At 70.2% G+C, this 24434-nt stretch carries 25 protein-coding genes; 13 read left to right on the top strand and 12 right to left on the bottom strand.

Annotated elements, in window-relative coordinates:
• Positions 1-223: 223 nt before the first annotated feature.
• The 4 genes from ACWEN6_RS31980 to ACWEN6_RS31965 all read right to left on the bottom strand — a co-directional run bounded on the left by ACWEN6_RS31980 (position 224) and on the right by ACWEN6_RS31965 (position 6893).
• On the bottom strand, positions 224-1060 hold the full coding sequence (locus ACWEN6_RS31980) for an inositol monophosphatase family protein (RefSeq protein WP_452575439.1): 837 nt from the start codon (positions 1058-1060) through the stop codon (positions 224-226).
• Positions 1061-1165: 105 nt separating this feature from the next.
• Positions 1166-3115 (bottom strand): ATP-binding cassette domain-containing protein, encoded by a 1950-nt coding sequence (locus tag ACWEN6_RS31975; protein WP_452575437.1) that lies wholly within the window; start codon positions 3113-3115, stop codon positions 1166-1168.
• Complete coding sequence (locus ACWEN6_RS31970; protein WP_452575435.1) at positions 3115-4851, bottom strand: ABC transporter ATP-binding protein; 1737 nt, start codon at positions 4849-4851, stop codon at positions 3115-3117. Before ACWEN6_RS31970 ends, ACWEN6_RS31975 begins: the two co-directional genes overlap by 1 nt.
• Positions 4848-6893 carry a GTP-binding protein gene (locus ACWEN6_RS31965; RefSeq protein WP_452575433.1) on the bottom strand — a complete coding sequence of 682 codons (2046 nt, stop codon included), beginning with the start codon at positions 6891-6893 and terminating at the stop codon, positions 4848-4850. Before ACWEN6_RS31965 ends, ACWEN6_RS31970 begins: the two co-directional genes overlap by 4 nt.
• A gap of 289 nt (positions 6894-7182) precedes the next feature.
• On the opposite strand from ACWEN6_RS31965, the gene ACWEN6_RS31960 reads away from it, so the two are divergent.
• The 3 genes from ACWEN6_RS31960 (at position 7183) to ACWEN6_RS31950 (ending at position 9221) form a co-directional block, all read left to right on the top strand.
• Complete coding sequence (locus ACWEN6_RS31960; RefSeq protein WP_452575431.1) at positions 7183-7935, top strand: SDR family oxidoreductase; 753 nt, start codon at positions 7183-7185, stop codon at positions 7933-7935.
• A gap of 116 nt (positions 7936-8051) precedes the next feature.
• On the top strand, positions 8052-8426 hold the full coding sequence (locus tag ACWEN6_RS31955) for a hypothetical protein (protein ID WP_452575429.1): 375 nt from the start codon (positions 8052-8054) through the stop codon (positions 8424-8426).
• Positions 8427-8654: 228 nt separating this feature from the next.
• Positions 8655-9221: a GNAT family N-acetyltransferase gene (locus ACWEN6_RS31950; RefSeq protein ID WP_452575427.1), complete on the top strand. Its 567-nt coding sequence runs from the start codon at positions 8655-8657 to the stop codon at positions 9219-9221.
• 24 nt (positions 9222-9245) lie between these two features.
• Here ACWEN6_RS31950 and ACWEN6_RS31945 read toward each other — a convergent pair whose 3' ends face one another.
• Positions 9246-9617 carry a DUF4267 domain-containing protein gene (locus tag ACWEN6_RS31945; RefSeq protein ID WP_452575425.1) on the bottom strand — a complete coding sequence of 124 codons (372 nt, stop codon included), beginning with the start codon at positions 9615-9617 and terminating at the stop codon, positions 9246-9248.
• An 85-nt stretch (positions 9618-9702) separates the two neighbouring features.
• On the opposite strand from ACWEN6_RS31945, the gene ACWEN6_RS31940 reads away from it, so the two are divergent.
• Positions 9703-10275 carry a TetR/AcrR family transcriptional regulator gene (locus ACWEN6_RS31940; protein WP_452575423.1) on the top strand — a complete coding sequence of 191 codons (573 nt, stop codon included), beginning with the start codon at positions 9703-9705 and terminating at the stop codon, positions 10273-10275.
• A gap of 152 nt (positions 10276-10427) precedes the next feature.
• Here the strand turns inward: ACWEN6_RS31940 and ACWEN6_RS31935 are convergent, their stop codons facing one another.
• Both ACWEN6_RS31935 and ACWEN6_RS31930 read right to left on the bottom strand, forming a co-directional pair.
• Positions 10428-11726 (bottom strand): RICIN domain-containing protein, encoded by a 1299-nt coding sequence (locus ACWEN6_RS31935; RefSeq protein ID WP_452575421.1) that lies wholly within the window; start codon positions 11724-11726, stop codon positions 10428-10430.
• Positions 11727-12071: 345 nt separating this feature from the next.
• Entirely contained in the window at positions 12072-12371 is a 300-nt protein-coding gene (locus ACWEN6_RS31930; RefSeq protein ID WP_452575419.1) for a hypothetical protein, read from the bottom strand.
• Between the two features lie 304 nt (positions 12372-12675).
• Between ACWEN6_RS31930 and ACWEN6_RS31925 the strand changes: the two genes are divergently transcribed.
• The 4 genes from ACWEN6_RS31925 (at position 12676) to ACWEN6_RS31910 (ending at position 15449) form a co-directional block, all read left to right on the top strand.
• Positions 12676-13956: an MFS transporter gene (locus ACWEN6_RS31925; RefSeq protein WP_452575417.1), complete on the top strand. Its 1281-nt coding sequence runs from the start codon at positions 12676-12678 to the stop codon at positions 13954-13956.
• Between the two features lie 84 nt (positions 13957-14040).
• Complete coding sequence (locus ACWEN6_RS31920) at positions 14041-14376, top strand: Chromate resistance protein ChrB (RefSeq protein ID WP_452575415.1); 336 nt, start codon at positions 14041-14043, stop codon at positions 14374-14376.
• Positions 14377-14443: 67 nt separating this feature from the next.
• The gene (locus ACWEN6_RS31915; protein WP_452575413.1) at positions 14444-14878 is read left to right on the top strand and encodes a YkvA family protein; all 435 of its coding nucleotides are present in this window, start codon (positions 14444-14446) and stop codon (positions 14876-14878) included.
• Positions 14879-15155: 277 nt separating this feature from the next.
• Positions 15156-15449, top strand: a complete 294-nt coding sequence (locus ACWEN6_RS31910; protein WP_452575411.1) for a hypothetical protein — start codon at positions 15156-15158, stop codon at positions 15447-15449.
• A 58-nt stretch (positions 15450-15507) separates the two neighbouring features.
• Here the strand turns inward: ACWEN6_RS31910 and ACWEN6_RS31905 are convergent, their stop codons facing one another.
• A complete protein-coding gene (locus tag ACWEN6_RS31905) occupies positions 15508-16242 on the bottom strand; it encodes a TetR/AcrR family transcriptional regulator (protein WP_452575409.1) in 735 nt (244 codons plus the stop codon).
• Between the two features lie 76 nt (positions 16243-16318).
• On the opposite strand from ACWEN6_RS31905, the gene ACWEN6_RS31900 reads away from it, so the two are divergent.
• On the top strand, positions 16319-17539 hold the full coding sequence (locus tag ACWEN6_RS31900; RefSeq protein ID WP_452575407.1) for an FAD-dependent monooxygenase: 1221 nt from the start codon (positions 16319-16321) through the stop codon (positions 17537-17539).
• Between the two features lie 159 nt (positions 17540-17698).
• Here the strand turns inward: ACWEN6_RS31900 and ACWEN6_RS31895 are convergent, their stop codons facing one another.
• The 4 genes from ACWEN6_RS31895 to ACWEN6_RS31880 all read right to left on the bottom strand — a co-directional run bounded on the left by ACWEN6_RS31895 (position 17699) and on the right by ACWEN6_RS31880 (position 20740).
• Positions 17699-18832 carry a S41 family peptidase gene (locus ACWEN6_RS31895; protein ID WP_452575405.1) on the bottom strand — a complete coding sequence of 378 codons (1134 nt, stop codon included), beginning with the start codon at positions 18830-18832 and terminating at the stop codon, positions 17699-17701.
• A 356-nt stretch (positions 18833-19188) separates the two neighbouring features.
• Positions 19189-19590 carry a hypothetical protein gene (locus ACWEN6_RS31890; protein WP_354844503.1) on the bottom strand — a complete coding sequence of 134 codons (402 nt, stop codon included), beginning with the start codon at positions 19588-19590 and terminating at the stop codon, positions 19189-19191.
• Positions 19591-20135: 545 nt separating this feature from the next.
• A complete protein-coding gene (locus tag ACWEN6_RS31885; protein WP_354844506.1) occupies positions 20136-20339 on the bottom strand; it encodes a hypothetical protein in 204 nt (67 codons plus the stop codon).
• On the bottom strand, positions 20336-20740 hold the full coding sequence (locus ACWEN6_RS31880) for an ATP-binding protein (protein WP_452575403.1): 405 nt from the start codon (positions 20738-20740) through the stop codon (positions 20336-20338). The genes ACWEN6_RS31885 and ACWEN6_RS31880 overlap by 4 nt, the downstream gene beginning before the upstream one ends.
• Positions 20741-20893: 153 nt before the next feature.
• Here ACWEN6_RS31880 and ACWEN6_RS31875 point away from each other — a divergent pair, with 153 nt between their 5' ends.
• The 4 genes from ACWEN6_RS31875 (at position 20894) to ACWEN6_RS31860 (ending at position 24433) form a co-directional block, all read left to right on the top strand.
• The gene (locus ACWEN6_RS31875; protein ID WP_354844512.1) at positions 20894-21202 is read left to right on the top strand and encodes a putative quinol monooxygenase; all 309 of its coding nucleotides are present in this window, start codon (positions 20894-20896) and stop codon (positions 21200-21202) included.
• Positions 21199-22401, top strand: a complete 1203-nt coding sequence (locus ACWEN6_RS31870) for a helix-turn-helix domain-containing protein (protein ID WP_354844515.1) — start codon at positions 21199-21201, stop codon at positions 22399-22401. Before ACWEN6_RS31875 ends, ACWEN6_RS31870 begins: the two co-directional genes overlap by 4 nt.
• A 327-nt stretch (positions 22402-22728) precedes the next feature.
• The gene (locus tag ACWEN6_RS31865; protein WP_354844518.1) at positions 22729-23067 is read left to right on the top strand and encodes an SCO3933 family regulatory protein; all 339 of its coding nucleotides are present in this window, start codon (positions 22729-22731) and stop codon (positions 23065-23067) included.
• Complete coding sequence (locus ACWEN6_RS31860) at positions 23060-24433, top strand: FtsK/SpoIIIE domain-containing protein (RefSeq protein WP_354844521.1); 1374 nt, start codon at positions 23060-23062, stop codon at positions 24431-24433. Before ACWEN6_RS31865 ends, ACWEN6_RS31860 begins: the two co-directional genes overlap by 8 nt.
• Position 24434: the final 1 nt, after the last annotated feature.

Below are 24434 nucleotides of genomic sequence, written 5' to 3'. Positions count from 1 at the left end.
GGTGGGATGAGTGAGGCCGATCGGTGGTTCCTCCGCATCCGACCTTGTGGGATCGGACGAGACTCAGCCGACGGATCTCCGGCGCAGTGCACTGGCCGGCGCGGTGTCCACGTCCGTTCACCGGGCGCGGCTTCGCACCCCGGCCATGTGCTGTGGGTGATCGGCGCCGGGGCGGCGGGTCGTGGTACGGCGATGCCGGCGCCGGTTACGGCGCCCAACCCGGTCAACGTTCGCGGATGTCCCGCTCGCGCCCGGTGACGCTCCGGGCCCCTCGCACGATGTCCAGCACCTCGGCGAGCACGCCGGGGGCGGCGCAGACGGTGGCCGTCGAGCGCATGGTGTGCGGCGTCCCGTCGCGGTCGACGACCAGCGCGCCCGCCTCGCGGGCGATGGCGACGCCGGCGGCGGTGTCCCACGGCCGGTTGTTCATCATCAGGCAGGCGTCGGTCCTGCCTTCGGCGACCCAGGCCAGGTCGATCGCGGCGGAGCCGAACATGCGGACGCGCTGCGCCCGCTCCGCCAGCAGGCCGGTGATCGCGAGCCGCAGCCGGTTCGCCTCCGGGGCCCCGTCGCCGACGGCGAAGTCCCCGACGGAGACCAGCGCGGCCGAGAGCGCCACCGCGCCGCTCGCCTTGATCGGCTCCCCGTCCACGGTGGCGCCGCACCCCTCGGCGGCGGCATAGCGGGAGCCGAGGAACGGCAGCTCGATGACGCCGAGGACGGGGACGTCCCCGCGCACCAGGCCCAGCGAGACCGCGCACAGCGGCAGGCCGTGGACGAAGTTGACCGTGCCGTCCACCGGGTCCAGCACCCAGCGCAGCCCCGCCCCCGGCTCCCATCCGGTTCCGGCCGCCTCCTCCTCGCCCAGGAAGCCGACCTGCGGGGTGCGCTCGCGGAGGTGGTCGCGGACCGCCCGCTCGACGGCGTAGTCGACCTCGGTCGCCATGTCCCGGTCGCCCTTGGCCGTGACGGCGCCTGGCAGGCGCGTCCTGACCAGCTCGCCGGCGACGCCGGCCGCCTCCAGCGCGACGGAGAGAAGAGCCCGCGCGTCATCGCTCATGTCCGTAACCACCTCCCATGCCGAATGCCGCCTCGCCGGCGATGCCCATGCGGCCGGGGCCGGCGTCGGTTCCGACTCTAGGACCACCTCCGGCCGATCACGGGCTCAGCCGGCGACGGGCGGCGCGGAGGCGCTCCCGGAGTGCGTCCGCGCCTGCTCCCCGGCCTCGGCCAAGAGCTCGCCGTGCCACAGCCGCCGCATCTCCGGGCAGCTCGCCAGCAGGCCGGCGAGCGTGCCGCGTCCGGCGACCCGGCCGCGGTCCAGCACGACCACCTGGTCGGCGCGTTCGAGCGCCGCGCGCCGGTGCGACACCACCAACAGCGTGCCCGGCCCGTCGCCGTCGCGGGCGGCGGCGGCGACGCGGTCCCACAGCACCCTCTCGGTCTCCGCGTCCAGCGCCGAGGACAGGTCGTCGACGACGAGCAGGTCCGGCGAGCGGACCAGCGCGCGCGCCGCGGTCGCCCGCTGGACCTGGCCGCCGGACAGCCGCACCCCGCGTGGTCCCACGACGGTGCGCAAGCCGTCCGGCATGCCGGACACGTCGTGATCCAGCGCCGCCAGCCACAGCGCGGCGGCGATCCGGTCGCCGTCCGCGGGCAGGCCGAGCAGGAGGTTCTCCTCCAGGGACTCCGACAACAGCCGGGGGACCTGGGCCGCGTAGGCCGCGCGGCCGGGCACGAGAAAGGTGCCCGGGTCCTCGACGCGCCGGCCGTTCCAGGTGATCGTCCCGGCGTCCGCCGGCACCAGGCCGAGCAGGGCGCGCACCAGGGTCGTCTTGCCCGACCCGACCGCCCCCGTGATCACCGTGAACGATCCCCGCTCGACCCGCAGGTCGATCTCGTGCACGCCCCGGCCCAGGAAGCCATCGCCGTCCCCGCCACCGTCCGCGAGCCCGTCTCCCACGGCCGCCCCCGCGTCGGCCACGGTGTCCGCGCTCGTCGCGGTGCCGTCGCGGTGGACGGGCCGGTGGCGCACGGACAGGCCGCGGACCGCGAGGACGCGAAGCGGGTCATGGTGGCCGGGAAGCGAGGCCGCCGCCGGCGGCTCGCGCCCGAACCACACCTCGCCGGCGCGTGCCAGGTCGCGGGCGTCCTCGTGCGGGGCCAGCAGGCGGCCGAGCCGTTCGATGGCCACCGCGGCCTGGGGCAGGCGCGACAGCATCGAGCCGATCGTGCGCGGGAGCGCGGTCAGCCAGCCGGCGTAGCTGGTGAACAGCGCGAGGTCGCCCACGGTGAACTCGCCCCGTCGCATCGCCGGCGCGGCCAGCAGCAGGACGAGCCCGACGCTGACCTCGACGGTCGCGCCGAGCGCGGTGTCCAGCGTGTCGGTCGCCAGCCGGTCGGCGACGGCGGCGTCCCGCCGCGCCCGGTTCCGCGCGCGAAGGCGCTCCAGCACCGCCTCCTCGGCGCCCGCCGTCTTGATCGCCAGCACGCCGGCGAAGATGTCGCCGATGGAGGCGGTGACGGCCGCGCCGAGCGTCCGGGCGCGCCGGTGCAACCGCTGGATCAGCCCGCGCAGCATCCGGGTCAGCACGCCGAGGACGATCATCGGCACCACCAGGACGAGCGTGATGAGGGGATCGATCGCCGCCATGATCACTAGCGCGGCGCAGCTGAACAGCGTGGCCCCGGCCAGGGGGACGATGTCGTCGGTGAGCTGCACCAGGTCGCCCACGTCGTCGCGCAGGCGCGCCATCGCCTCGCCCGACGAGTGCGGCAGCCGGCGGGCCGCCGCGCCGCGCGCGGTCAGGAGCGAGCGCAGCACGTTCGCGCGGAGCAGGGTCGCGGCGGCGTCCCACCAGTAGGTCCCGTAGACCCAGGCGACGACCATGACCAGGCCGCGGACGACCTCCACGCCCACCAGCGCCGCGCACAGCCACAACGGCTCGGCCAGGGCGACGCCGCGATGCGCGCCGATGAGGTCGAACAGCCGCTGCAACGCGAGCCCGCCGGCGAGCGGCAGGACGCTGACCGGCGCCCACAGCAGCCCGCCGGCCACATACCGGCGAAGGCCGGCGATCGCGGTCAGCCGCAGGACGAACGGAACCGGCCTCATCAGCGCACCCCCGCGGCGGTGAGCAGGGCGGAGAAGCGGCTGCGCGGGTCGGCGGCCAGCTCCTCGCGGCGGCCGTACTCGACGATCTCGCCGCCGTCGACCACAGCGATCTTGTCCACGCGGGACAGCGAGGAGAGGCGGTGCGCGATGAGCACGGCGGTCCGCCCGGCCAGCAGGCGGCCGGTGACGTGCTCGACGCGCCGCTCGGTCGCCGGGTCCAGCCGGCTGGACGCCTCGTCCAGCACCACCAGCCCCGGGTCGGTGAGGAACGCCCGGGCGAACGCCAGCAGCTGCGCCTCCCCGGCCGACATCCCGGCGCCCTGGGCACCCAACTCGGTGTCGAGCCCGTCGGGCAGGCCGGCCAGCCACTCGACGAGCCCGACTCCGGCCAGGACGGCACGGAGCCGGCGGTCGTCGGCGAGGGCGCGGAACAGCGTGAGGTTTTCCCGGACGCTCGCCGCGAACAGCTGGACGTCCTGCGTGACGACGCACACGCGCCGGCGCAGCGATGCCGGGTCGGCCTCGCGCAGGTCCAGCCCGCCGACCTCGACGCGGCCCTCGGCCGGGTCGTACAGGCGCAGCAGCATCCGCGCGATGGTGGTCTTGCCGCTGCCGGTGCGCCCCACCAGGCCGAGCGTCTCGCCGGGCGCCAGGGCGAGGGTGACGCCGGACAGCACCCGCTCGCCGTGTCCCGGGTAGGCGAACCCGACCCCGTCCAGGCGCACGCCGAGCGGCCCGGCGGCCGGCAGCGGCCGCGGGTCGGCGGGGTCGGGCAGCGTCCGCCGCTCGGCCAGCAGCCCCGCGACGCGGGTCACGCCGGCCAGCGCCGCCTGGTACTGCTTGAGCTGGTCGATCAGCCGCTCGAGCGGCGCGCGCACCATCTGCGTGTACTGGAACAGCAGCACGGCCGTGCCGACGGTGAGCGCGCCCGACTGCCGGCTCCACACGGCAAGACCCAGCACCAGCGCCGTGCCCGCCGCGAACACCACCGACGTGCCCGCGAGCAGCCCGCTGCGCGTCACGTCCGCCCGCGCCTCCGCCCGGTACAGCGCGGCGCTCACCTGGTGGAACCGGGTCACGGCGTGCTCGCCCGCGCCGTTGGCCCGCAGGTCCTCCACGGCGGCCAGCCGCTCCTCCAGGGCGCCGGCCACGACCGCGCCGGCCGCCCGCGCACGGATCGCCGACGGGACGGCCAGCCGCTGGGTGCGCGCCATGACCAGCCCGGCGAGCAGGCAGTACAGCAGCAGCACGCCGCCGAGCCGCACGTCGGTGGCGAGGACCACGACCAGCACCCCCGCGAGCAGCAGGAAGCCCACGACGACGTCCATCACGAACGCGACGACGAAGTCGGCGACGGCGACCACGTCGCCGTCCACCCGCTCGATCATCTCGCCGGGGGTACGGCTGCCGTGGAACGCCATGTCCAGGCCGAGCGCGTGCCCGGCGAGGTCCTCCCGCAGGCGGTTGGTGCCGTCCCAGGCGAGCCGGCTCGCGAGCCAGGCGGTGAGCATGCGCGCCGCCTGGCCGGCGACGGCGAGCGCGAGGTAGCCCAGCGCGACGAGCGTGAGGTGCCCGGTGGCCGAGCCGCCGATCGCCTCGTCGACGAAGCGCCGGGTGAGCTGCGGCGCCGGCAGCGGCAGCACCGTGGCGGCGCCAGTGGCCGCGACCAGTGCGGCGCCGGCCCGCCGTCCCGGCCGGAACGCCCGCAGGATGGCCCGCCGCTCGGGGGAGTTCATCGGCGGCCGTCCTCGACCTGGCGCTGGCGGCCGCCCTCGACCTGGCGCATGAAGCGCAGCAGGTACTGCTTGCGGTCCAGCGGGTCGTGGCCGGTGCGCGGGCGGGACGGCGCCTCGCCGGCGACCGGGTGGTAGCGCTCGAACGCCGACTCCAGCACGCCTTCCCCGCGGGTCACGCCGGGCAGGTGCCGCTGCAACTCGTGCACCCGGGCCGCCGGGATCTCGCCCTCCACCACCCACACCGGGCCCCCGGTCGCCGTCGTTCGCGGCACGGCCCGCAGGCGGGCCAGCACCGGCAGCAGCGGGCGCAGCGTGTCGGCCGGGATCTCCAGCCGGAAGCGGTGCAGCGGCTCGTGCACTCTCGTGCCGGCGCGTCGCAGCGCGTCCATCAGCACCAGCGGCGTCAGGCCGCGAAAGTCCGTGCCGGTGCTCGACATGCTCTTGTCGAAGGTGGCGTGGGCGTGGCTCTGCCGGGGCGCGTAGCCGGAGTGCGTCAGCGTGACCGCGCAGTCGATGACCTGCCATCCGCGCAGCCCCTGGCGCAGGGTCTCGCGGACGGTGTCCTCGAGGGTCCTCATGAAGGTGAACGGCATCGACCCGAGCTCCACTTCCAGCCGGAACTCGACGCCCGCGCCGGCCGGGGCCGGGTCGACGCGCAGGCCGACGGTCGCGAGGAACGGGTTGGAGTCCTTGTGCATGAACTCCACGGCGGCGCCGGTGCCGGCCGGCCGCTCGACGCAGATCGTCGTCGTCTCGCGGAAGTCCACGTCGAGGCCGAAATCCTCAGCCAGCGTGGCCTGGATGACCTCCTTCTGTACCTCGCCGTACAGCGAGACCGACACCTCGCGGCGCACGTCGTCCTGCCGCACGCTGATCAGCGGGTCCTGCTCGGCGAGCTGGGTGAGCGCGACGTGCAGTCTGCCCATGTCGGCGGGACGGCACGGCACGACGACGGTCTCCAGGGTCGGCGGCGCGAACACGCGCCGCGTGGGCGCGCCCGCCCCCCGGACGCCGAGCGTGTCGCCGATCTGGACGTCCGGCAGGCCCCAGAGCCTGCCGATGCGCCCGGCGGTGACCGCGTCGCGGCGGACGGCCGAACCATGCTCGAACACCTCGACGGCCGTGACCTTGCCCTCGCCGCGCTCGTCGCCTGCGGCGTCGCGCGTGAACGGCAGCCGTTCGCGCACGCGCACCGACCCGGAGAACAGACGGGCGTAGGCGATCTTCTCGCCGGCGGGTCCTCGTTCGACCTTGAACACCGTGCCGGACAGGGGGCCGTCCGGGTCGCCCTCGGCCGAGGGCAGCAGCCCGGTGACGCCGGCGATCAGCGCCTCGACGCCGGCTCCGGTGATCGCCGACCCGAAGTACACCGGGTGCGCCAGCGCCCGGCGGGTCTGCGCCGCGAGCTCACGGCGGAGCCGCCGGTAGGAGATCGCCGCGCCGCCGTCCACGTACGAGGCGAGCAGAGCCTCGTCATGCTCGGCGAGCACCTCGGCGAGCCGGGCGGTGAAGGCGGCGTCCACGGCGGTGTACGGGATGAAGGCGGGCTCGCGCGTGCCGAGTCCGTGCGCCGTCCCCATCGGGACGATCGCCGGCGTCAGCCGTTCGGCGATGCCGCCCAGCGTGCCCTCGTAGCGCGCGCCGTACCGGTCGATCTTGTTGACGAAGATCAGCGTGGGGATGCGCAGTCGCCGCAGCGTCCGCATCAGCACGCGGGTCTGCGCCTGCACGCCCTCGACGGCGGAGATCACCAGCACCGCGCCGTCGAGCACGCTCAGCACCCGCTCGACCTCGGCGATGAAGTCGGGGTGCCCGGGAGTGTCGATCAGGTTGACGGTGACGCCGCTGACGACGAACGACACGACGGCGGACTTGATGGTGATGCCGCGCCGCCGCTCCAGGGCGAGGGAGTCGGTCTGGGTGTTGCCGTCGTCGACGCTGCCGAGTTCGTCGATGACACCGGCGGCGTGCAGCAGCCGCTCGGTCAGGCTGGTCTTACCGGCGTCTACATGGGCCAAAATTCCGAGATTGAGCATTCTCACGAAGCGTCATGTCCTCTGGGCGAGCGGAAACTTCCTGGTGGATGGACATGAACGCTGCAGACATGTTCGCCTCCTCGGCGGGCCGGTCGTCTCCCGGAGTACAACAGAACGGCCTCGGGCGGACAACCGAATTACCGCCGCCGCGCGCCCCCTGCGGACGGCGGGCGGGACGGCGAGGGTCTTCCTGGGTGTGGCGCACCCAGGAAGACACGGCCTTCCTCCGCGCCGGCGACGGCCACAGGGTGGACGCGGCGCACATCCGCGTCTTCCACCTCTGGCAGGAGTCCACATGAGCAGCATGAACGGCCCGTCGCCCGTCGACGGCAAGATCGTCCTCATCACCGGCGCGAGCAGTGGCATCGGCGAGGCGACCGCCCGCCGGCTGGCCGCGGACGGGCACCACGTCGTGCTCGGCGCGCGGCGCGTGGACCGGCTCGCCGTCCTCGCCGAGGAGCTCCGCGCGGCGGGTGGCCGCGCCGACCACGGACACCTCGACGTGACCGGCCTCGACAGCGTGCGCGCCTTCGTCGGGCGGGCGCACGACCGGCACGGCCGCATCGACGTGCTCGTCAACAACGCCGGGGTCATGCCGCTGTCCACCGTCGACGCGCTGCGCGTGGACGACTGGAACCAGATGATCGACGTCAACCTGCGCGGCACCTTGCACGGGATCGCGGCGGTCCTGCCGCTCATGCGCGCCCGGGGCGCCGGCCACATCGTCAACGTCGCCTCGACGTCGGCGCACCGGGTGGACCCGACCGCGGCCGTCTACTGCGCCACCAAGTACGCCGTCCGGGCGCTGTCCGAAGGGCTGCGGCAGGAGAGCCGGGACATCCGCGTGACCCTCGTGTCCCCGGGCTACACCCGGACCGAGCTCACCGACCACGGCGGCGACCCGGAGGTGCGCGCCGCCGTGCACGAGATGTCGGAGCGGCTGGGCATCCCCGCCGCCGCCGTCGCCGACGCCATCGCGTACGCGATCTCGCAGCCGGACGGCATCGACGTCAACGACCTGATCGTCCGTCCCACCGGCCAGGGCTGATCCGCGCACGCCGGCGCTCAGGGCTGACGCTCACGGCCGACGCTCATCGCCGACGCGGTACCACGAGTCTCCTCCATCTATCGAAATCAGCAGGGGTGCTGCCGCATCCTGTCCTCATGCTGTACCGCGTCCTTGCCGACAGCGTCCGGCGCTGGGTCGACGTCACCGCGACGGACGAACAGAAAGACGACCCCTCCGGCACCCGGCTCGGCGGCGCCTGGGTGATGGCCGGCGGCAATGCCGTCCTGGGCGACCTGCCGATGCCGTACATCGAGAACCGGCGGGCCAGGTTCTGGTTCACCGAGGAGGGCTGGCGGGTCTACGGGAGAGACCTCGCGGCGGGCCTGCGGGCCCGTGGGCACACCATTCGCGTGATCCGCGTCAAGAACCCGGCGAAGTCCCAGGTGATCTACCGCGACCGCTACCAGGTGGCCCTCCTGCCCTCGAAAGACCACCCCGCGCCCCGTCGAAGGCCGGCGGCCGGGCGGTGATCTTCCTCAGCGTGCCGATGGGCGCGACGCCGTGCGCCGCTGATCCGTTCCGGCCGGCCCTGCGGACGTCGTGGATCGCGACGGGAGATGTTCGCCTGATCCGTTCCGGCCGGCCCACGGATGTCGTGGATCGCGACGGGGGATGTTCGCCCAGGCCGGTTTGCCGCTCGCCGTTCCCTGAGCTAGCTTCGCGATCGCACGAGACCGTGCCCCCAGGGAGGAGGACGCATGACCGTCGTCCTGCATGCCGCTCCGCATGGACAGGGTTCGTCTCTGGTGCTTCGGCCCTGGACGGACCAGGACATCCCCGAACTGGTCGCGGCCTACCGCGATCCGGTCATGCGCCAGTGGACCAGGCTCCACGTCACCGATGAGCAGGACGCCCGGCGCTGGCTGGCGATCCAGTGGAAGGGCTGGAGCGAGGGCCACCGGCTGAGCTTCGCGGTCGTGGAGGCGGAGCCGGAAGGCGGCTCCCGTCTGGTGGGCAACGTGGTGGTGAAAGGGCTGGTCGCCGGCGGGCACCACGCCGACGTCGGTTACTGGACCGCTCGCGCGGCGCGCGGCCGGGGCGTCGCCGGCCTGGCCCTGGAGGCGCTCACCACCTGGGCCTTCGAGCGTTTCGCCCCCCAGGGGCTGCGACGCCTGCGGCTGCTGCACCAGGTGGGCAATCTCGCCTCGTGCCGGGTGGCGCAGAAGTGCGGATACGCCCTCGACGAGATCGTCCCCGCCCGGCCTCCGTTCCCCGATGACGGCCATGTCCACATCCGGCACGCGCCTCGGCGGCCGCTTCCCTGAGGCCGGGCACCAGAGCCGCGGACCTCACACGGCGAACAGCAGGGCGGCGCTGATCAGGACGATCACGGCGGTGGCGAAGTGGATGCCGAAGGCGACCGCCCTGGTGCCGCCGTTGCGCAGCACGATGAGGGTGTCGCCGAGGGGCGCCAGGGCGACGACCAGCATGAACCATGCTTCGGCGCGGGCGCCCGCGAAGGCCAGCAGGGCCAGGCCGAGCACGCCATAAGTGAGGTCGCGCAGGCCCTTGATGGAGAGGTAGGCGGAGTCTCCGTCCTTCCGGGCCGGCACGCCGTAGCCGGCGGCCGCGGCGTGCGGCGCGAGCAGGAAGCGGGCGCCGATGAACAGGATGAACACGTCCAGCACGATGGCCAGTCCGTACGCGATGGGGGTGAGCACGACGTCTCCTCGCTAGCAGTGCTAGATACAAGAGCGACACTAACGTATCGATGGCAGGCACGCTAGCGGCGCTAGAATGTCGGGCGTGTCCATCCAGGAGCGCCGGGAGCGCGAACGAGCGGAGCGGGAACGGCTGATCGTCACGGCCGCGCGCGAACTGGCCGAGTCGGAAGGCTGGGAGGCGGTGACCACGCGGCGGCTCGCCGAGGAGATCGAGTACAGCCAGCCGGTCCTCTACAGCCACTTCAAGGGCAAGGACGCCATCATGGCGGCGGTCGCGGTCGAGGGCTTCGCCGACCTCGCCGCCGAGCTGCGCGCGGCGCGCACGGCGGCGGCCGATCCCCGCCAGGCCCTCGCCGATGTCGGCTCCGCGTACGCGCTCTTCGCCGCGCGGCGGCCCGCGTTGTACGACGCGATGTTCACCCACGCCGTCGACCTGCCGTTCGCCACCGCGCAGGCGCCGCCCGCCCTGCGGGAGGGCTTCGGCGAGCTGCGCGAGGCCCTGCGCCCTCTCGCGCGGGACGACGACCTTGAGACGCTCACCGAGACGTTCTGGAGCGCGTTGCACGGGCTTCTCACGCTCATGCGCAACGGCAGGCTCCGCCGCGACGACCACGACCGGCGGCTGACCCTCCTCCTCGCCCGCTTCTCGCGCTGACCCCGCTTCTCGCGCTCACCCCGCTTCTCGCGCTGACCCGGCGGATCGTCGCGTCGGCCCGGCGGCGGTCGGCTCGCGAACGTCCCGCCGTCGCCAGGGCGTGGCGACGGCGGGACGCCGGTGTTCGTTCGGGTACCGCCTGCTCAGCCCGCTCAGCTCTGTGCGACCAGCCGGAAGGACTGGGCGGCCGTGCCGTTGCAGGCGTACTGGACGAGCTGGACGCTGTCGGCGGTCGAGGCGGCCGGCACGTCGAGGCACTTACCGCTGTTGCGGTTGACGAAGTGGTAGTACCCGCCGCCCTCGGACACCGGCTGCCACTGCTGGTTGTTGCCGCCGCTGTAGGTCCAGGTCTGGATGGGGGCGTTGTCGGCGGTCGACACATCCTTCACGTCGAGCACCTGGGCGGTGTTGCCCCGGTTGTTCACCCGGACGAAGCCTCCGCTCGTCGGCGCGAACTGGTACTGCTGCGCGTTGGTCGCGTTGCAGGTGTACTGCTGGATCGCGGTCCCGTTGACCGTTCCGGCCGCGCGGGCGTCGACGCACTTGCCGCTGTTCTTGTTGGCTACCGAGTACCACGTGGTGGGGGAGATCGTGTCGGTCGGGGGAGGCGTGGTGCCGCCCGCGCCGGCCAGCCAGAGCAGGCCGTTGATCAGCCACTGGTTCTGCTGGGGACTCGCGAAGGTCGAGGAGGTGCGCGTGTTCGTGGAGTAGTTCATCCCGTTGTGCCCGAAGTTGGCGTACAGCATCTTGTAGTTCTTGTTGGTCCACAAGATCGGGTAGAACCCGCTGCGCCATTGCTGGTTCGGGTCGTCACCCACCGGGAAGCTCGAGGCGTCGATCGACGCGAGGATGTCGATGTCGGGGTTCTGCCGCAGGTCGCGGCTCCAGGAGTACCACTCGCTCACCGACGACTGGATGGTGGCCGGCAGCCCCGCCGTGGACGGATGGCCGCGATCCTCGACCTTCAGGGTCTCGGCGGTCGGCCCCCAGGTGTTGGTCTGGAACGCGCCCGAACCGAGGAAGGTGTTGTAGTACCAGCTCCACGAGCCGGGGTTGTCGGTCCACGCGCTGACGTGGAAGCCCATCCACGCCCCGCCGTTCTGCATGTAGGTCTGGAACGCGGCGCGCTGGCTGGCGGGCGGGGCGTCGTCCAGGAACATGATCACCTTGTACTGCGACAACCCCGTGGCGCTGAGACGGCTCCAGTCGGTGGTCGCTTCCCAGGTGAAGCCGTTCTGCGCGCCGGCCGCGGGGAACCAGTCCCTGGCCTCTTTGTCGAAGTCGATGTGGGCGGGGTCCCAGGTGCCGTTGTAGAAGGCGAGCACCTTGAACGGGGCGGCGGCCTGCCGGGTGGCGGCGCTGCTGGCCGGAGCGGCCGGAAGGCCGAGGCAGGCCGCGACCGTGACGCCGAGCAGGGCGGTGAGAGAGCGTTTCACGAAGCTTCTGGGCACAGTGGATCCTTCGCCGGTGGGGGGTGGCTGGTGCCGAGAGTGGTGATGGCCGCTGGTGCCGTGCCCTGCCATCGCGTACGCGCCGACGGGCGACCGCGCCACCGTGCCATCGTGGGGACGAGCGGGAGCCCTCAGACCGCCGAGAGGCCCTTTCTTTAAGAAAGTTTACTAACAATGGGCTCGCGCCGAGGCTACGATCAGCCGGGTCCCCCTGTCAATGCCCCAGTCAGAACCCCGCCCGCCAACCCCGAAGTACGCCGGTTCAGCCGTCTCCCCCACCACGCCCGGCGGACCGATCTCTCCTTCCGCCGCCCCCGCATGCCCACGCGGAAGCGTGCCGAACGCTCACAAGCTCCTGCCGAGCAGGACGAGGAGATACACGGCGGGACAGAGGGCCCAGCCGCAGCAGAAAGAAAGCCACGACAAGGCCGCCGGCGACGGGGCCCGTACCAGCACCACTGTGCTCACGGCGACTCCGAGCACGCCGATCGCCAGCCAGGCGATCGGCAGCCACAGCATGAGGATCACCAAGGTGTCGAGGCTCAACGTCAGCGTGACGACTAACGGGACCGCGACAACGTAGACGACCACAGCCGTGGTCACGCCGGCCAGACCCCACGACAACCCCCGCACCGGCCGATACATGACCGGACTATCCGTCAGGCCGCGAGGGAGGCGCAAGACACGGGACATCACGGCGGGTGGCCGGGTGAGTGATCGGACGCTCGGCGGCGGCCTTCGGGAACCGGTCGGCGGCCGCGACGGCGACGAGTGTGCGTACGGCTCTGAGGTACACACCAAAGCGTGATCACACAACATCTGGTTGTGGCTATCCGCCCTTTCGGTTGTTTGATCCGCCCTCGAAGGCTTGGTTTGATCGGTCGGTCAACCACTGGTTGTCCCGGGTCGTTCAAGCATTGGTTGTCCATAGTGGGAGGTGGGGAGCTTCGTGGCCAGACGATCTCTGGGGCGGCGGTTCGGGTGGCTGTGGGCTGCCTACGCGGTCAGCGCCTATGGCTCCGGGCTGGGGTTCGGGGCGATTCCCCTGATAGCCGTGCTGGTGCTGCACGCCGGCCCCGCTCAGGTGTCCGCGCTGTCCGCCGCCGGACCGGCGGTGGGCATGCTGATCGCGTTACCGCTCGGACCGTGGGTCGAGTTCCACCGCAAACGGCCGGTCATGATCGCGATGGACCTGACCCGGTTCGGGGTCATGATGACCATCCCGGTCGCCTACGCCTTCGGTCTGCTCGGGTTCGTCCAGTTGCTGATCGTCTCCGCCGTGGTCGCCGCCGCCAAGATCACCTCGAATGCGGCCGGTGGCGCCTACCTGCGGGCCCTGGTCCGGCCGGACGATCTGCTGGTGGCCAACGCGCGGTTCGAGTCGACCACGTGGAGCTCGATCGCGGTCGGTCCGCCGCTGGGCGGAGCCGCCATCGGCCTGTTCGGGCCGGTGACGACCGTGGTGGCCGACGCGCTCAGCTACCTGTTGTCCGCGCTGAGCATCACCGCCATCGGTGGCCGGGAAGAGCCTCCACGGCGAAGCGGCACGCACCAGGTCGGGGTCGGCGAACTGCTCGACGGCTGGCGGCACATCCTGACCCATCCCGGTCTGCGGGCCCTCTACTTCAACCAACTCCTCGTCAACGGGCTGATCATGGCCACCGAGCCGCTGCTGGCCGTGCTCCTGCTGCGCCAGCTCGGGTTCCCACCCTGGCAGTACGGCCTGGCCTTCGCCGTCCCCTGCGTCGGCGGACTGATCGGCTCACGCCTCGCCCGCCGGGTCGTGGCGCGCTACGGCCAGCACCGGGTCCTGCGCACGGTCGGCACGCTGCGCGCCGTCTGGCTGGTCGGCCTCGCCTTCGTCCGTCCTGGTGTCGCCGGCCTCGCGATCGTGATCGCCGTCGAACTCGCGATCATCATCAGCATGAGCCTGTACACCCCGGTACTGGCGACCTATCGACTTGAGCACACTCCCCAGGACCGCGTCGCCCGCACCCTGTCGGCCTGGTCGATCAGCGGCAACGCCTCCATCGCCGTCTTCAGCGCCCTCGGTGGACTGCTCGCCGACGCCACCGGCCCACGCACGGCCATCGCCATCGCAGGCCTGCTCATCCTCGTCAGCCCACTGCTGCTCCCCCGTCGCCCGGCTCCCCAACTCGTCCGCACCCTCGAGCCGGCGACGACCGGACCTTCACCACAGGCGGCAGGCGTTCCCGACCAAGCGGGGTAACGGGCGAGCCGGGGGGTGCAGCACCTCGTCGAAGGACGGGTCCATCGGCCTCGCCCGTCCTGCCGCATTGGCGCCTGCGGGGAAGTGTTACAGATCATCGGCGAGTTCAACGCCGCCCGCGATGCCGAGTACGCCGAGGTGATGGAGCGTCTCCCCGCCTTCCGCGAGGAACTGGCGCGCGAACGCGAGCGAGGCCGGGCCACCTACGCCGAGGTGGAGGAGTCGGAGGCCGACCTGGAACGCTTCCGCTCCTGGCTGGCCAAGATCGCCGCACGCGACTACTTCGCCGCCCCCGTCGGCGCTCTCGTACGCGCCGCGATCGCCGACGCCGAAACCGACCTCGCCGACTTCGAACAGGCCGCGCTGGCCGCCGAGACCGGCATCGCAGTTCCCGACGTGGGCGAAACGAGGCCGACATGAACAGATCACGTCGATGGGACCTGCTCATCGGCATCGCAGTGCCGGAGATGGGCGGAGGGAAGCTGGTATGACCGGGTCATGGGGATGGGACCTGCTCATCGGCATCGCGATCGCCCTGCTGGCCGCCTGGCTGGTCCTCATCGGCACGCTGGCCCTCGTCCGGCCGCGCGGCGGCCTGCTGCGCGAGGCGCTGCGGCTGCTGCCCGACGTGCTGCGCCTGGTACGCCGCCTGGCCGCCGATCCCGACCTGCCCCGCGGCGTACGCGTCCGGCTCGCGCTGCTGCTGGCCTACCTGGCCTTTCCCATCGACATCGTCCCCGACTTCATCCCCATCCTCGGGTACGCCGACGACGCCATCATCGTCACCGTCGTACTGCGTACGGTGGTACGCCGCTCCGGGCTGGAGGCCGTGCGCCGGCACTGGCCCGGCACCGACGACGGCTTCACCGCCCTGACCCGCCTGACCGGCCTCGACAAGCCGCAGCCCCTCCCCGAACAGTGACAAAGCCGCTCGGACACCCCCACACCCAGCTGACATGAACGCCTACCCTGACGACTCGCCCCGGTACAGCCTGAGTAGTCGGGGAGGCGATCCGTCAGCATTGTGCTGCGGTTCGGTGGACCGGCGTTGAGCTACGCGATCCTGGCCGCTCGATTCCCTCGACCCCGTATGGCGACCGACCACAGCACGATCGCTACCTGTGGTGGTGTGATGGCCCACCCATACCTCGGCCATCTACGATCCGCCGGCCAGAGCCGCGAAGGTGCACACTTAGATCATGCGCCGGCGGATGTTCCTCTTTTCCATCCCAGTGGTCACCAGTGCGATGGCAGCGGCACTCATGTCCTGGTCGCTGCCGGTGGGAATCGCTCTTCTGCTGCTGACCATGCTCGTCGCTATGGGGCTGGCTTTCTGGGCGCTGCACCATGTGAATGCGGAACATGACAGGCGTGAGCAGACGCAAGGGACTGCACCCCGACCCGCTGGTAGCGCCTGGGCGGCAGCGGGCCGGTGGTTGGCGAAGCACTGGGGTACGGCGGGGTGCGCCTACGACTGCGACCGGGCGCGCTGACGGAGCCTTTCCCCTGGCGTCGCCATTTGATGCTCACGTCGTTGTCGCCGACCGCGCATCAAGAGCGGGCGTGGGTGAGGGCGGCTATGCCGTCCAGGACGCGGTCGAGGCCGAACACGAACTCGGTGTCGCCGTCGTCCCACTCGTCGTTGACGGCACCGGCGGCCATGGCGGCGGAGACCGCGGGGAAACGGACCGGGTCGATGACGCGGGCGAGCGTCGTGGCGTAACGCGCGGCCTGGTCAGGCCCTGCCGCACCGACGGCGATCGACAGGGCCGCCCACTGCCGGACATAGCCGGACAGCAGCATGACGACCGACAGCTTCTCGGACTCGGCAAGGCCCGTACCGCCCAGGCACGTGAGGCCACGCTCCAGCCAGGTGATCTGGTTGGGCAGCAGCGGAGGCCCGCTGACAGGGATCTGCAGCACCCACGGGTGTCTTCTGATCGCGTGCAGGATGGCCCAGGCCCACTCGGTCAGCCCAGCGCGCCAGTCCTTGTCCGCAGCCGCCTCAGGCGGCTGCCCGTAGGCGGCGTCCTGCATGAGATCCAACAAATCGTCCTTGGCCGCGACATAGCGGTAGAGAGCCATGGTCGACACGCCGACCTCCTTGGCCACGCGTGCCATGGACACCGCCGCCAGCCCGTCGGCGCGGGCGACTTCCAAGCCCGCCTGGACGATTCTGTGCAGGCTCAGGGCCGGTTTGGGGCCCTTGCCGGGACGGTCCCGCAGCCCCCAGGCCACCGCGATGCCGACGGGGATCTCCAATTCCTCGATCTTGCCCACCTCCATACCTCTGTGTATAGCATACGCAGTAAGGTATACATCATACGCAATAGAGCGTATGGCATACACAGATGGAGGGTTCATGAACGTGCTCATCTCTGGCGCGAGTGTCGCCGGGCCCGCCCTGGCGTACTGGCTGCGCCGCCACGGCTTCGGGGTGACCGTGGTGGAGCGGGCCGCCACGCCTCGCCCCGGCGGTTACAAAGTGGACCTGCGCGGGGTGGCGGTGGAGGTGGCGCGGCGGATGGGGATTCTCGACGAGGTGCGGCGCCGGTCGACCGATATCCGGGGCGGGACGTGGTTGAACGGGGCTGGCAAGACCCTCGCGACACTCGGTCCGGACATGATCGGGTTTCGCGACCCGGGAGACCTGGAGATCATGCGCGGGGATCTGGCTGAGATCCTTCATGCCCGCACCCGAGGCGAGGCCGAGTACGTCTTCGGCGACACGATCACCTCGATCACCGATGAGGGCTGCGGCACGCGCGTGACGTTCCGCGATGCGGCACCGCGTACGTTCGACCTCGTAGTGGGGGCCGACGGCCTGCATTCGGGCACTCGCGCGCTCGTCTTCGGCCCGGAGGAGCGGTTCACCGAGGGACTCGGCCTGGGCGTGGCGGTCTTCGGCGTCCCCAACCACCTGGGCCTGGACCGCTGGGAGATGGTCCTGTCCGCCGCCGGGCACGTGGTGAACGTCTACAGCGTGCGGGCGGCGACGGCGGCCAAGGCCCAGTTCTTCTTCCCCGTGCCGCAACGGCCCGTCGACCGGCACGACGTGGCGGCCCAACAGCAGGCCGTTGCGCAGGCGTTCACCGGACACCGATGGGAGGTGCCGCGGTTGCTGGCCGCGATGCCGGAGGCGGGCGACTTCTACTTCGACACCATGGCGCAGGTACGGATGGACTCCTGGTCGCGCGGGCGCACGGTGCTGCTGGGCGACGCCGCCTACTGCCCCTCACCCGCGTCCGGACAAGGCACCGGCATGGCCCTCGTCGGCGCCTACGTGCTCGCCGGAGAGCTGGCCGCCGCCCAGGGCGACCACCGGGTCGCATTCGCACGGTACGAGGAGGAGATGCGCGGGTTCGTCGAGCTGAACCAGCGGCTGGGCCGCACCGCCGCCAAGGGCATGGTGCCCACCTCCCGGACCCGCGCGCGCCTGCAGGGCCTCATGCTGCGGATGGCGCCGCACATGCCGGGCAAGGAACGGGTGATGGAAGCCATGATGAAGCCGATCCGGAAAGCGGCCAACGGCATCGAATTGCGTGACTACCCGACCACGGCACAGCCGACGGCGCGGCCGTAGAAAGGCACATGCCGTTGTTGGCGTTCACGCCGGAACAGGTGGCGTCCCGGTCGGCCGCTCGGCCGTAGGACCTTCGGCACGCGGCCGTCTCGCTGTGGCCGAACGCCGGTGTTCCGGCGACTGCGATCGCACAGCCCGCCGGCCAGAGCGTGGGCTGCGTCAACCTGCCAGTCGGGCCAGGGCCAGGGCGTGCGCCTGGGCGAGGGATTCCGCGGCGGCGCAAGGGACGTCGGGCCGCACACCGGTGCCTTCCCAGTTCGTGCCGGAGACGGGGTTGATGGCGCGGCCGGTGGGGATGGTGGCTTCCAGGTGGGGGTGCACGGTCCACCCCTTGCACGGGTGTGCGCCGCCGCGGGTGGGCTCGCCGACGACAACCGCGCGGCCGAGCTGTTGCAGGTCGTAGGCCAGTTCTTCAGCGGCGGAGAAGGTGCTGTCGCTGGACAGCACGTACAACGGTTTGCTGCCGCCGAAACGCGCGCCGGGAACGTGCGGCAGGCTCCAGGACTGCTCGCTGCGCTCGCCGTCGCGCCAGTACATGGTGTTGAGGTGAGTGCGCTCGTCCAAGAGGTAGCTGCAGATGAAGGCGACGGTGTCCGGGTCGCCGCCCCGGTTGCCGCGAAGGTCCACGATCAGCGCCTGGGCGCGGGAGGCCAGGGTGAGCGCAGCGCTCAGCGGTTCGGCGGCCCAGTCCAGCGGAAACAGCATCGGCGCCAGCTCCACCACGGCGATCCGTCCGTCGAGCAACTCCACCCGGGGCGCACCGCCCAGCGAGGTGTCGAAGTCCCGGCGGATGGAGGCCAGGGTCGCCTCCATCTGCTTGGGGGGCACTGGGTCGGCGTGGTGCTTCAGTCTCAGGTGTTGGTCGTTGTTGACGGCCTGCAGGTCCGCGGTGACCAGACGGGCGAGCTCCTCGGCGCCGTCGACGTCATAGGCGCCTTTGGCCAGGCGTCGTTGCAGCACGCCGGTGAGCTGCTCGGCTACCTCAGGGAAAACGTAGTGCTCGGTCAGCAGCCGGCTTATCTCGTCGATGACAGGGGCAGGCTGAACCTTCGTCAGAGTCGTCATGGGCAGGGAGTAGATCACTGGCCTTGCGAAAACGTCAAAGACGTTCGGACACTTCGGGTAAGCGTGATCAGCCTTCCCCCGTGCCATTCCCTGAGAATGTTCCGCTCGCTCGGCGATGAGGCGGAGGATGCCGGTGTTCTCGGCGAGGAACAGGCCGCTGTAGACGAGGATGTGGCGGGGTGTGGCACGGGTGTCTGCGGCCTTGCCCTGCGAGGTGCCTACACCCACGCGACGTCCAAGCCGGCAAGCAGTGCGGCGGCTCGAATGGGGCGGGAGCTGTGGGATGACTAAGGCCGGCGGCTGCAACCCCGTGCTGACAACTGCAACCCGGACTGCAACCCCGGACAGGCTTGCTGATCAGGATATCTGGGAGTCTGCCCAGGTCATTATGGGTGGGCCGCCAGGGACTCGAACCCTGAACCTACGGATTAAAAGTCGTCCGAAGAGCGTCTACCCACGTCTCCCGGTGTCACTACATGCCTGGTCGAAGCGCAATCATCTTGATCAACTTCTACCAGCGTCTACCGCCGTCTCGGGAGGCAGTTAGCATGCGCGTTAGCAAGATCGTTCTTGCTGTTGCGTTATCAGAAGTCGCTGAACAGCAAGTACAACAAGAGAAGCTGGACCGCGATCGCGGCCATAACTTTCAACACAAAGGGAGCGGGGCGCACATATTGCGGTTCCTGATCCGGATTGTTCAATGCATGAGAGGCGGCCTCCCTGATCTCGTCACCTTGGCCCAAGGTTCCCGCTAATAGAGCAATCATCGCTACGACATAGATCGCCATCCACTTAGCTGGCGATGAGTGATCGGTAAAGAAGGCATACTTAGCTACTAGGCCAGCTAGAGCAACGAGAAATCCGATGGCGACCCTTGCCCGATAGCCCCAGGTAGGCATCAGGAGACTTAATCGCAGTAATGGGAACAAGGTCGATAGTCCCACTAGTAACCACAAGTAGCGAGAGTCTAAGTCGGCAAGCGCCACGAAAGGACCTCCTCATTGTGCAAGCCTAAAGAGAGTACTTCGCAGCTGGTCTAGTAACAAGATCTTCGTCCACTCCTCCTCTGCTGAGCTGAGCAGATCGGACGAGAATTGGACTCCACCTCGAATCGCTGGCGAGGTCACGTCCATGCCTGTTCGCGATCCGGCCTGCCCCGTCAGATGATCACCAGGTCACTCGTTGGCAAGCGGACCCGGAGCGCAGGGCCGCCAGGCCCGAGCACCGGAAGCCGCGCGGCAGCCGATCGCCCCGACCGCGTGTGGCGAGGACCGAAGTGAGCGATCGTCACGGCCTTAGGTGGTCACTGTGCTGGTTCTGCGGGCGCGTGGGCGGTGCGTGCCCGGACCGGCCGAGGGCCGCAGCCGGGCACGCAGACCGACCGGCGCGCCCGGCGGACCGCGCAGCGGGCCGCCTTTAAAGACGTAGAGAAAGTCCTCATCCGGAGGAACGCGGACTCGGATGATCTTGAATGTCGTGGCCTTCGCGGTGCCTCTGGTCTGGTGCTTTGCCGGTTGTTGCTAGGCGTCGCTCATTGCCGTGGTTGGGGTCTGGTCAGGCGTTGGCGTACTTGGTGGCGGACGATGCGTTCGGCGAGTTCTTGGGGGGTGTCGGCGGTGAGGGTGGTGGTGCGGCCGTGGAGGGCGTGCCAGCGGTAGGCGAAGGGGTTGTAGAGGAAGGCCCAGTGGGGGAAGCGTTCGCGGAGGGCGCGTAAGGCCGATGGTGTGTCGTTCATGGGGTGGGTGGGGGTAGCTGGGCCCAGACGGTGCGGCCGGCGGCGTCGCCTTTGACTCCCCATGTTGTGGTGAGGGCGGTGACGAGGTGGAGTCCTCGCCCGCCTTCGCGGGTGGAGGTGCGGGCGCCGAAGGCGATGGGTCCGCCTTGGTCGGCGATCTCGATGTAGGCGGTGCCGTCGGGGTGGTGCTTGACGGTGGCGGTGAAGGTTCCGCCGGGTTGTCCGGTGTAGGTGTGTTCGACGGCGTTGGTGGCGAGTTCGCTGGCGATGAGATCGGCGTCGGCGTGGTCGGGGAGATGGGTCTTGACGAAGCGGCGGACCGCGCGCACCTGCTCCGCTCGTCCGAGGAAGGTTTGTTGCCATTCTCCGGTGCCTTTGCGGCTGTTTGTGGGTGCGGTCACGTGGGCTCACCTCGCGATCAAGCAGGTCAGGGGCACTGCATCTATGCCTGATACTTAAAGTACGAGTACAGTACTTAGAGTGCAAGCCACTTGCGGTACTTGCCACGCACAATAAGTACTGCTCAGGTAGAGGCTGCGACGAAGGAGGAGTTCATGTTCGGTCTGGTGGTCCGATTCACCTGTAAGGACGAGGCGAGCGCGGAGGCGTTCGATCAACTGGTCGCCGAGACCATCGAGAAGATCCGCACGGAAGAGCCCGGCACGCTGGTGTACGCGTCCCACCTGGTGGAGGGCCAGCCGCTTCAGCGGATCTTCTACGAGCTGTACCGGGACCGGGCGGCCTTCGACACCCACGAGGAGCAGGAGCACACTCGGCGGTTCCTCGGGGCGCGCGATGAGCTGCTGGCCTCGGTCGAGGTCGACTGGCTGTCGCTCCAGACCGGCAAGGGAACGGCAGGGTGAGCACCGAATACCAACGGGCACTAGGCCGGCGGATCGCCCAAGAACGTAAACGGCGCGGCCTGTCGCAACCGGAGTTGGCGCGGCTGGTCGACCGGTCGGTGGCGTGGATCTCCCAGGTAGAGCGCGGCGTCCGCAAGGTCGACCGCATGTCGGTCCTGGAGAAGGTCGCCGAGGCTCTGGACATCCCGTTGTCGGAGCTGGCGGCGGAGGCGCCGGTCGTCGCGGCCTCCGCTGAGGAGATCCCAGGAACGGCGAGTCTGCGTCTAGTGCTCTCGGGGGCCCATTCCCTGCGGGCCATGCTGCACTCGGCGCCCGTCCCGCCTACATCGGAGATCAAGCCGCGGGTCGACCGAGCGTGGGAGCTGACGCACGAGAGCCGGTATGTCGAGCTGGCCGACCTACTGCGCGGGTTGGTACCCGCGTTGGAGACCGCTGCCCGCTCGGCTCCCGAGGAGCGGCGGGCGGAGCTGTTCCAACTGCTGGCGGTGACCTATCAGGCGTGCTCGGCGGCGCTGGCCAAGCTCGGCGAGCCGGAGGCCGCGTGGATCGCCGCCGACAGGGCGATCGTGGCAGCGGAACGAGCGGGTGACCCGCTGATGATGGCGGCCGGCGCATTCCGGCTCGGCTTCGTCTTCTTGGGCGCGCGCCACTTCGACCAGGTGGAGGAGACGGCTCGGACGGCTTCCGAGGCGCTGTGGTTCCTGGTCGATGAGGGCAAGCCCGAGGCCATGTCGTTGTGGGGCGGTCTCACCCTGCAACGAGCCGTGGCCGCGTCTCGATTGAACGAGGCCACTACCGCCTATGAGCATCTGGCGCGGGCTCGTGAGGTCGCGGAGCGGCTGGGAGAAGGGCGCAACGACTACAACACCGAGTTCGGGCCGGCCAACGTCACGCTTCATGAGGTGGCCGTGGGCGTCGAGCTGGGTGACGCCGGTCATGCGCTTCGGGTCGGGACGGCGGTGGACACATCGGCGCTGTCACCTGAGCGGCGTGCCCGGCTTCATGTCGACCTGGCTCGCGCTCATGCGCAGCGCCGTCAGGTCGAAGAGGCCGTGTCCGCGCTGCTGGAGGCCGAGACGATCACACCGGAGCAGATACGGAACCACCGAATCACCTACCAGTTGGTGTCCGATTTGCTGACCATGCAAGACCCGCCATCCCCTGAGCTGCGGGAACTTGCCGACCGGATCGGCGTGTAGAAAAAGTACGTGTACTAATACTAAAAGTACTAGCAGATACTCGCGGTGCGAGGTAGCGTTTGTGTTGTCGCTGAAGCTCTCCTGGACAGGAGGTGACAGCCCAACACAAACGCTCTTCTGCGTTTCAGGGCCAGAAACGAAGCGACCGCTCACCCCGGAGCGGTACAGGCCACACATGAAAGTGGCCTGAGCGGGAGATCCCGCCCAGGCCGGATGCGGTCAGCACCCTAGTTGGCGCTTCGATGCTATCGCCTCCGGATTCTGACGGCGCGTGATCTCCCTCGTCCCCCACGCCTGCTCAGCAGGCAGACGAGAGGTGTGTTCAGCATGCGCAACATCCCCATCCCGGTCGACGTCTCCCGGCTCCAGTTCATCTGCGTGAAGGCTCCGTGCCCGCGCATCTTGAACAAGGAGACCGGTGAACTCAAGACCGACAAGACCACCGGTCAGACCGTCTATGAGGTGCTGTTCTCCGTGGAGGACGCCTTCGGCAAGATCGAGCTGGTCAAGATCGGCGTCGTCGGGGAGCCCTCGGTCGTCCCCGGCAACGAGGTCAAGCCTGTCGGCCTGGTCGGCTACGTGTGGGAACTGTCGGGACGCTGGGGCATCGCCTACCGCGCCACCTCACTCCTGCCCGCCGTCACCGCGGAGGCGCGCGGTGTCTGACCATCTCCTCCTCTCCCTCGGAGTCCTGGCCGCCTCGGCGGCCGGGCTCTGGGCCTGGCGCCGCTGGCACTACCGGTCCTTCTGGCTGTGCCTGCGCTACCCGCTGACCGCCATCACGGTCCGCCTCACCTGGCGCAAGGTCGCCCTCGGCTGCGGCCTGACAAAGAAGCGGCAGCGCTTCTGGTTCACCACCGTCCCCGGGCTGATCTCCTCGACCGGCCTGGTCCGCGTCAAACGGCGGTTGCAACGGGTCGCGGTCGACACCAAGCCGTGGATGTGGCTGCCCATGCCGACCCGTCACGGCTGGCGCGTCACCATTCGCCTCCTGGAAGGTCAGATCCCGGAGGACTACGCCCAGGTCGCCGAACGGCTCGCGCACTCCTGGCGCGTCCACGCCGTACGCGTCTCCTCCAAGAAGCGCGGTCGCGTCACCCTGGCCGCGACCATCCGCGATCCGCTGGTCAGAATCGACCGGCTCCCCGTCTCGACCGAACTGCTCAAGGTCACCGTCGGCCGACTGGAGACCGGCTCCCCCTGGGTCATCGACTTCCGCACCGTCCCGCACTGGCTCAACGCCGGTGCCACCCAATCCGGCAAGTCCAACCTTGCCAACGCCCTGATCATCGGACTATCCCCGCAACCGGTGGCAATGGTCGGCTTCGACCTCAAAGGCGGCGTGGAGTTCACCCCGTACGAACCCCGCCTGTCGGCCCTGGCCACCTCGCGCGCCGAATGCGTCAACCTGCTCGATGACCTGGTCTCGCTGATGGTGGACCGGATGGCCGCCTGTCGTGCAACCGGAGCGCGCAACATCTGGCAGTTGCCGGGCGACCGGCGACCGGTCCCCGTGGTGGTCCTGGTCGATGAGCTGGCAGAGCTGTACCTGATGGCCGACAAGTCCGAGAAAGACGAGATCGCCAAGACCTCCACAGCGCTGCTGCGGATCGCCCAGCTCGGACGGGCGTTCGGGATCTACCTGTTCTGCTGCGGCCAGCGCATCGGCTCCGACCTCGGCCCCGGAGTGACGGCCCTGCGCGCTCAGTGCTCGGGGCGGATCTGCCATCGCGTCAACGATCCCGAAACCGCGACCATGACCCTCGGCGACCTCGACCCCGCAGCCCTGGTCTCCGCACGGGCCATCGCCTCCGAAACCCCCGGCGTCGCGATCGTCGCCGGCCAAGACGGCCAGTGGTACCGGGCGCGCTCCTTCTACGTCTCCGAGCAAGCCGCCGAAGCCGCCACCCGCACCTACGCCGGTCTCACTCCGTCATGGGCCGAAGTCATGGCCGGTACCCATTGCGCCGAGTTGAGCGATGCCGACCTCGCCGACTTCCTCGCCCCTGAAACCGCCGTCCTGGAGGGCTGAC

It is taken from the genome of Sphaerisporangium sp. NPDC004334, assembly GCF_053602655.1.
Note: the sequence above shows the minus strand (reverse complement) of the source record. Positions and strands in the feature narration are given on the sequence as shown.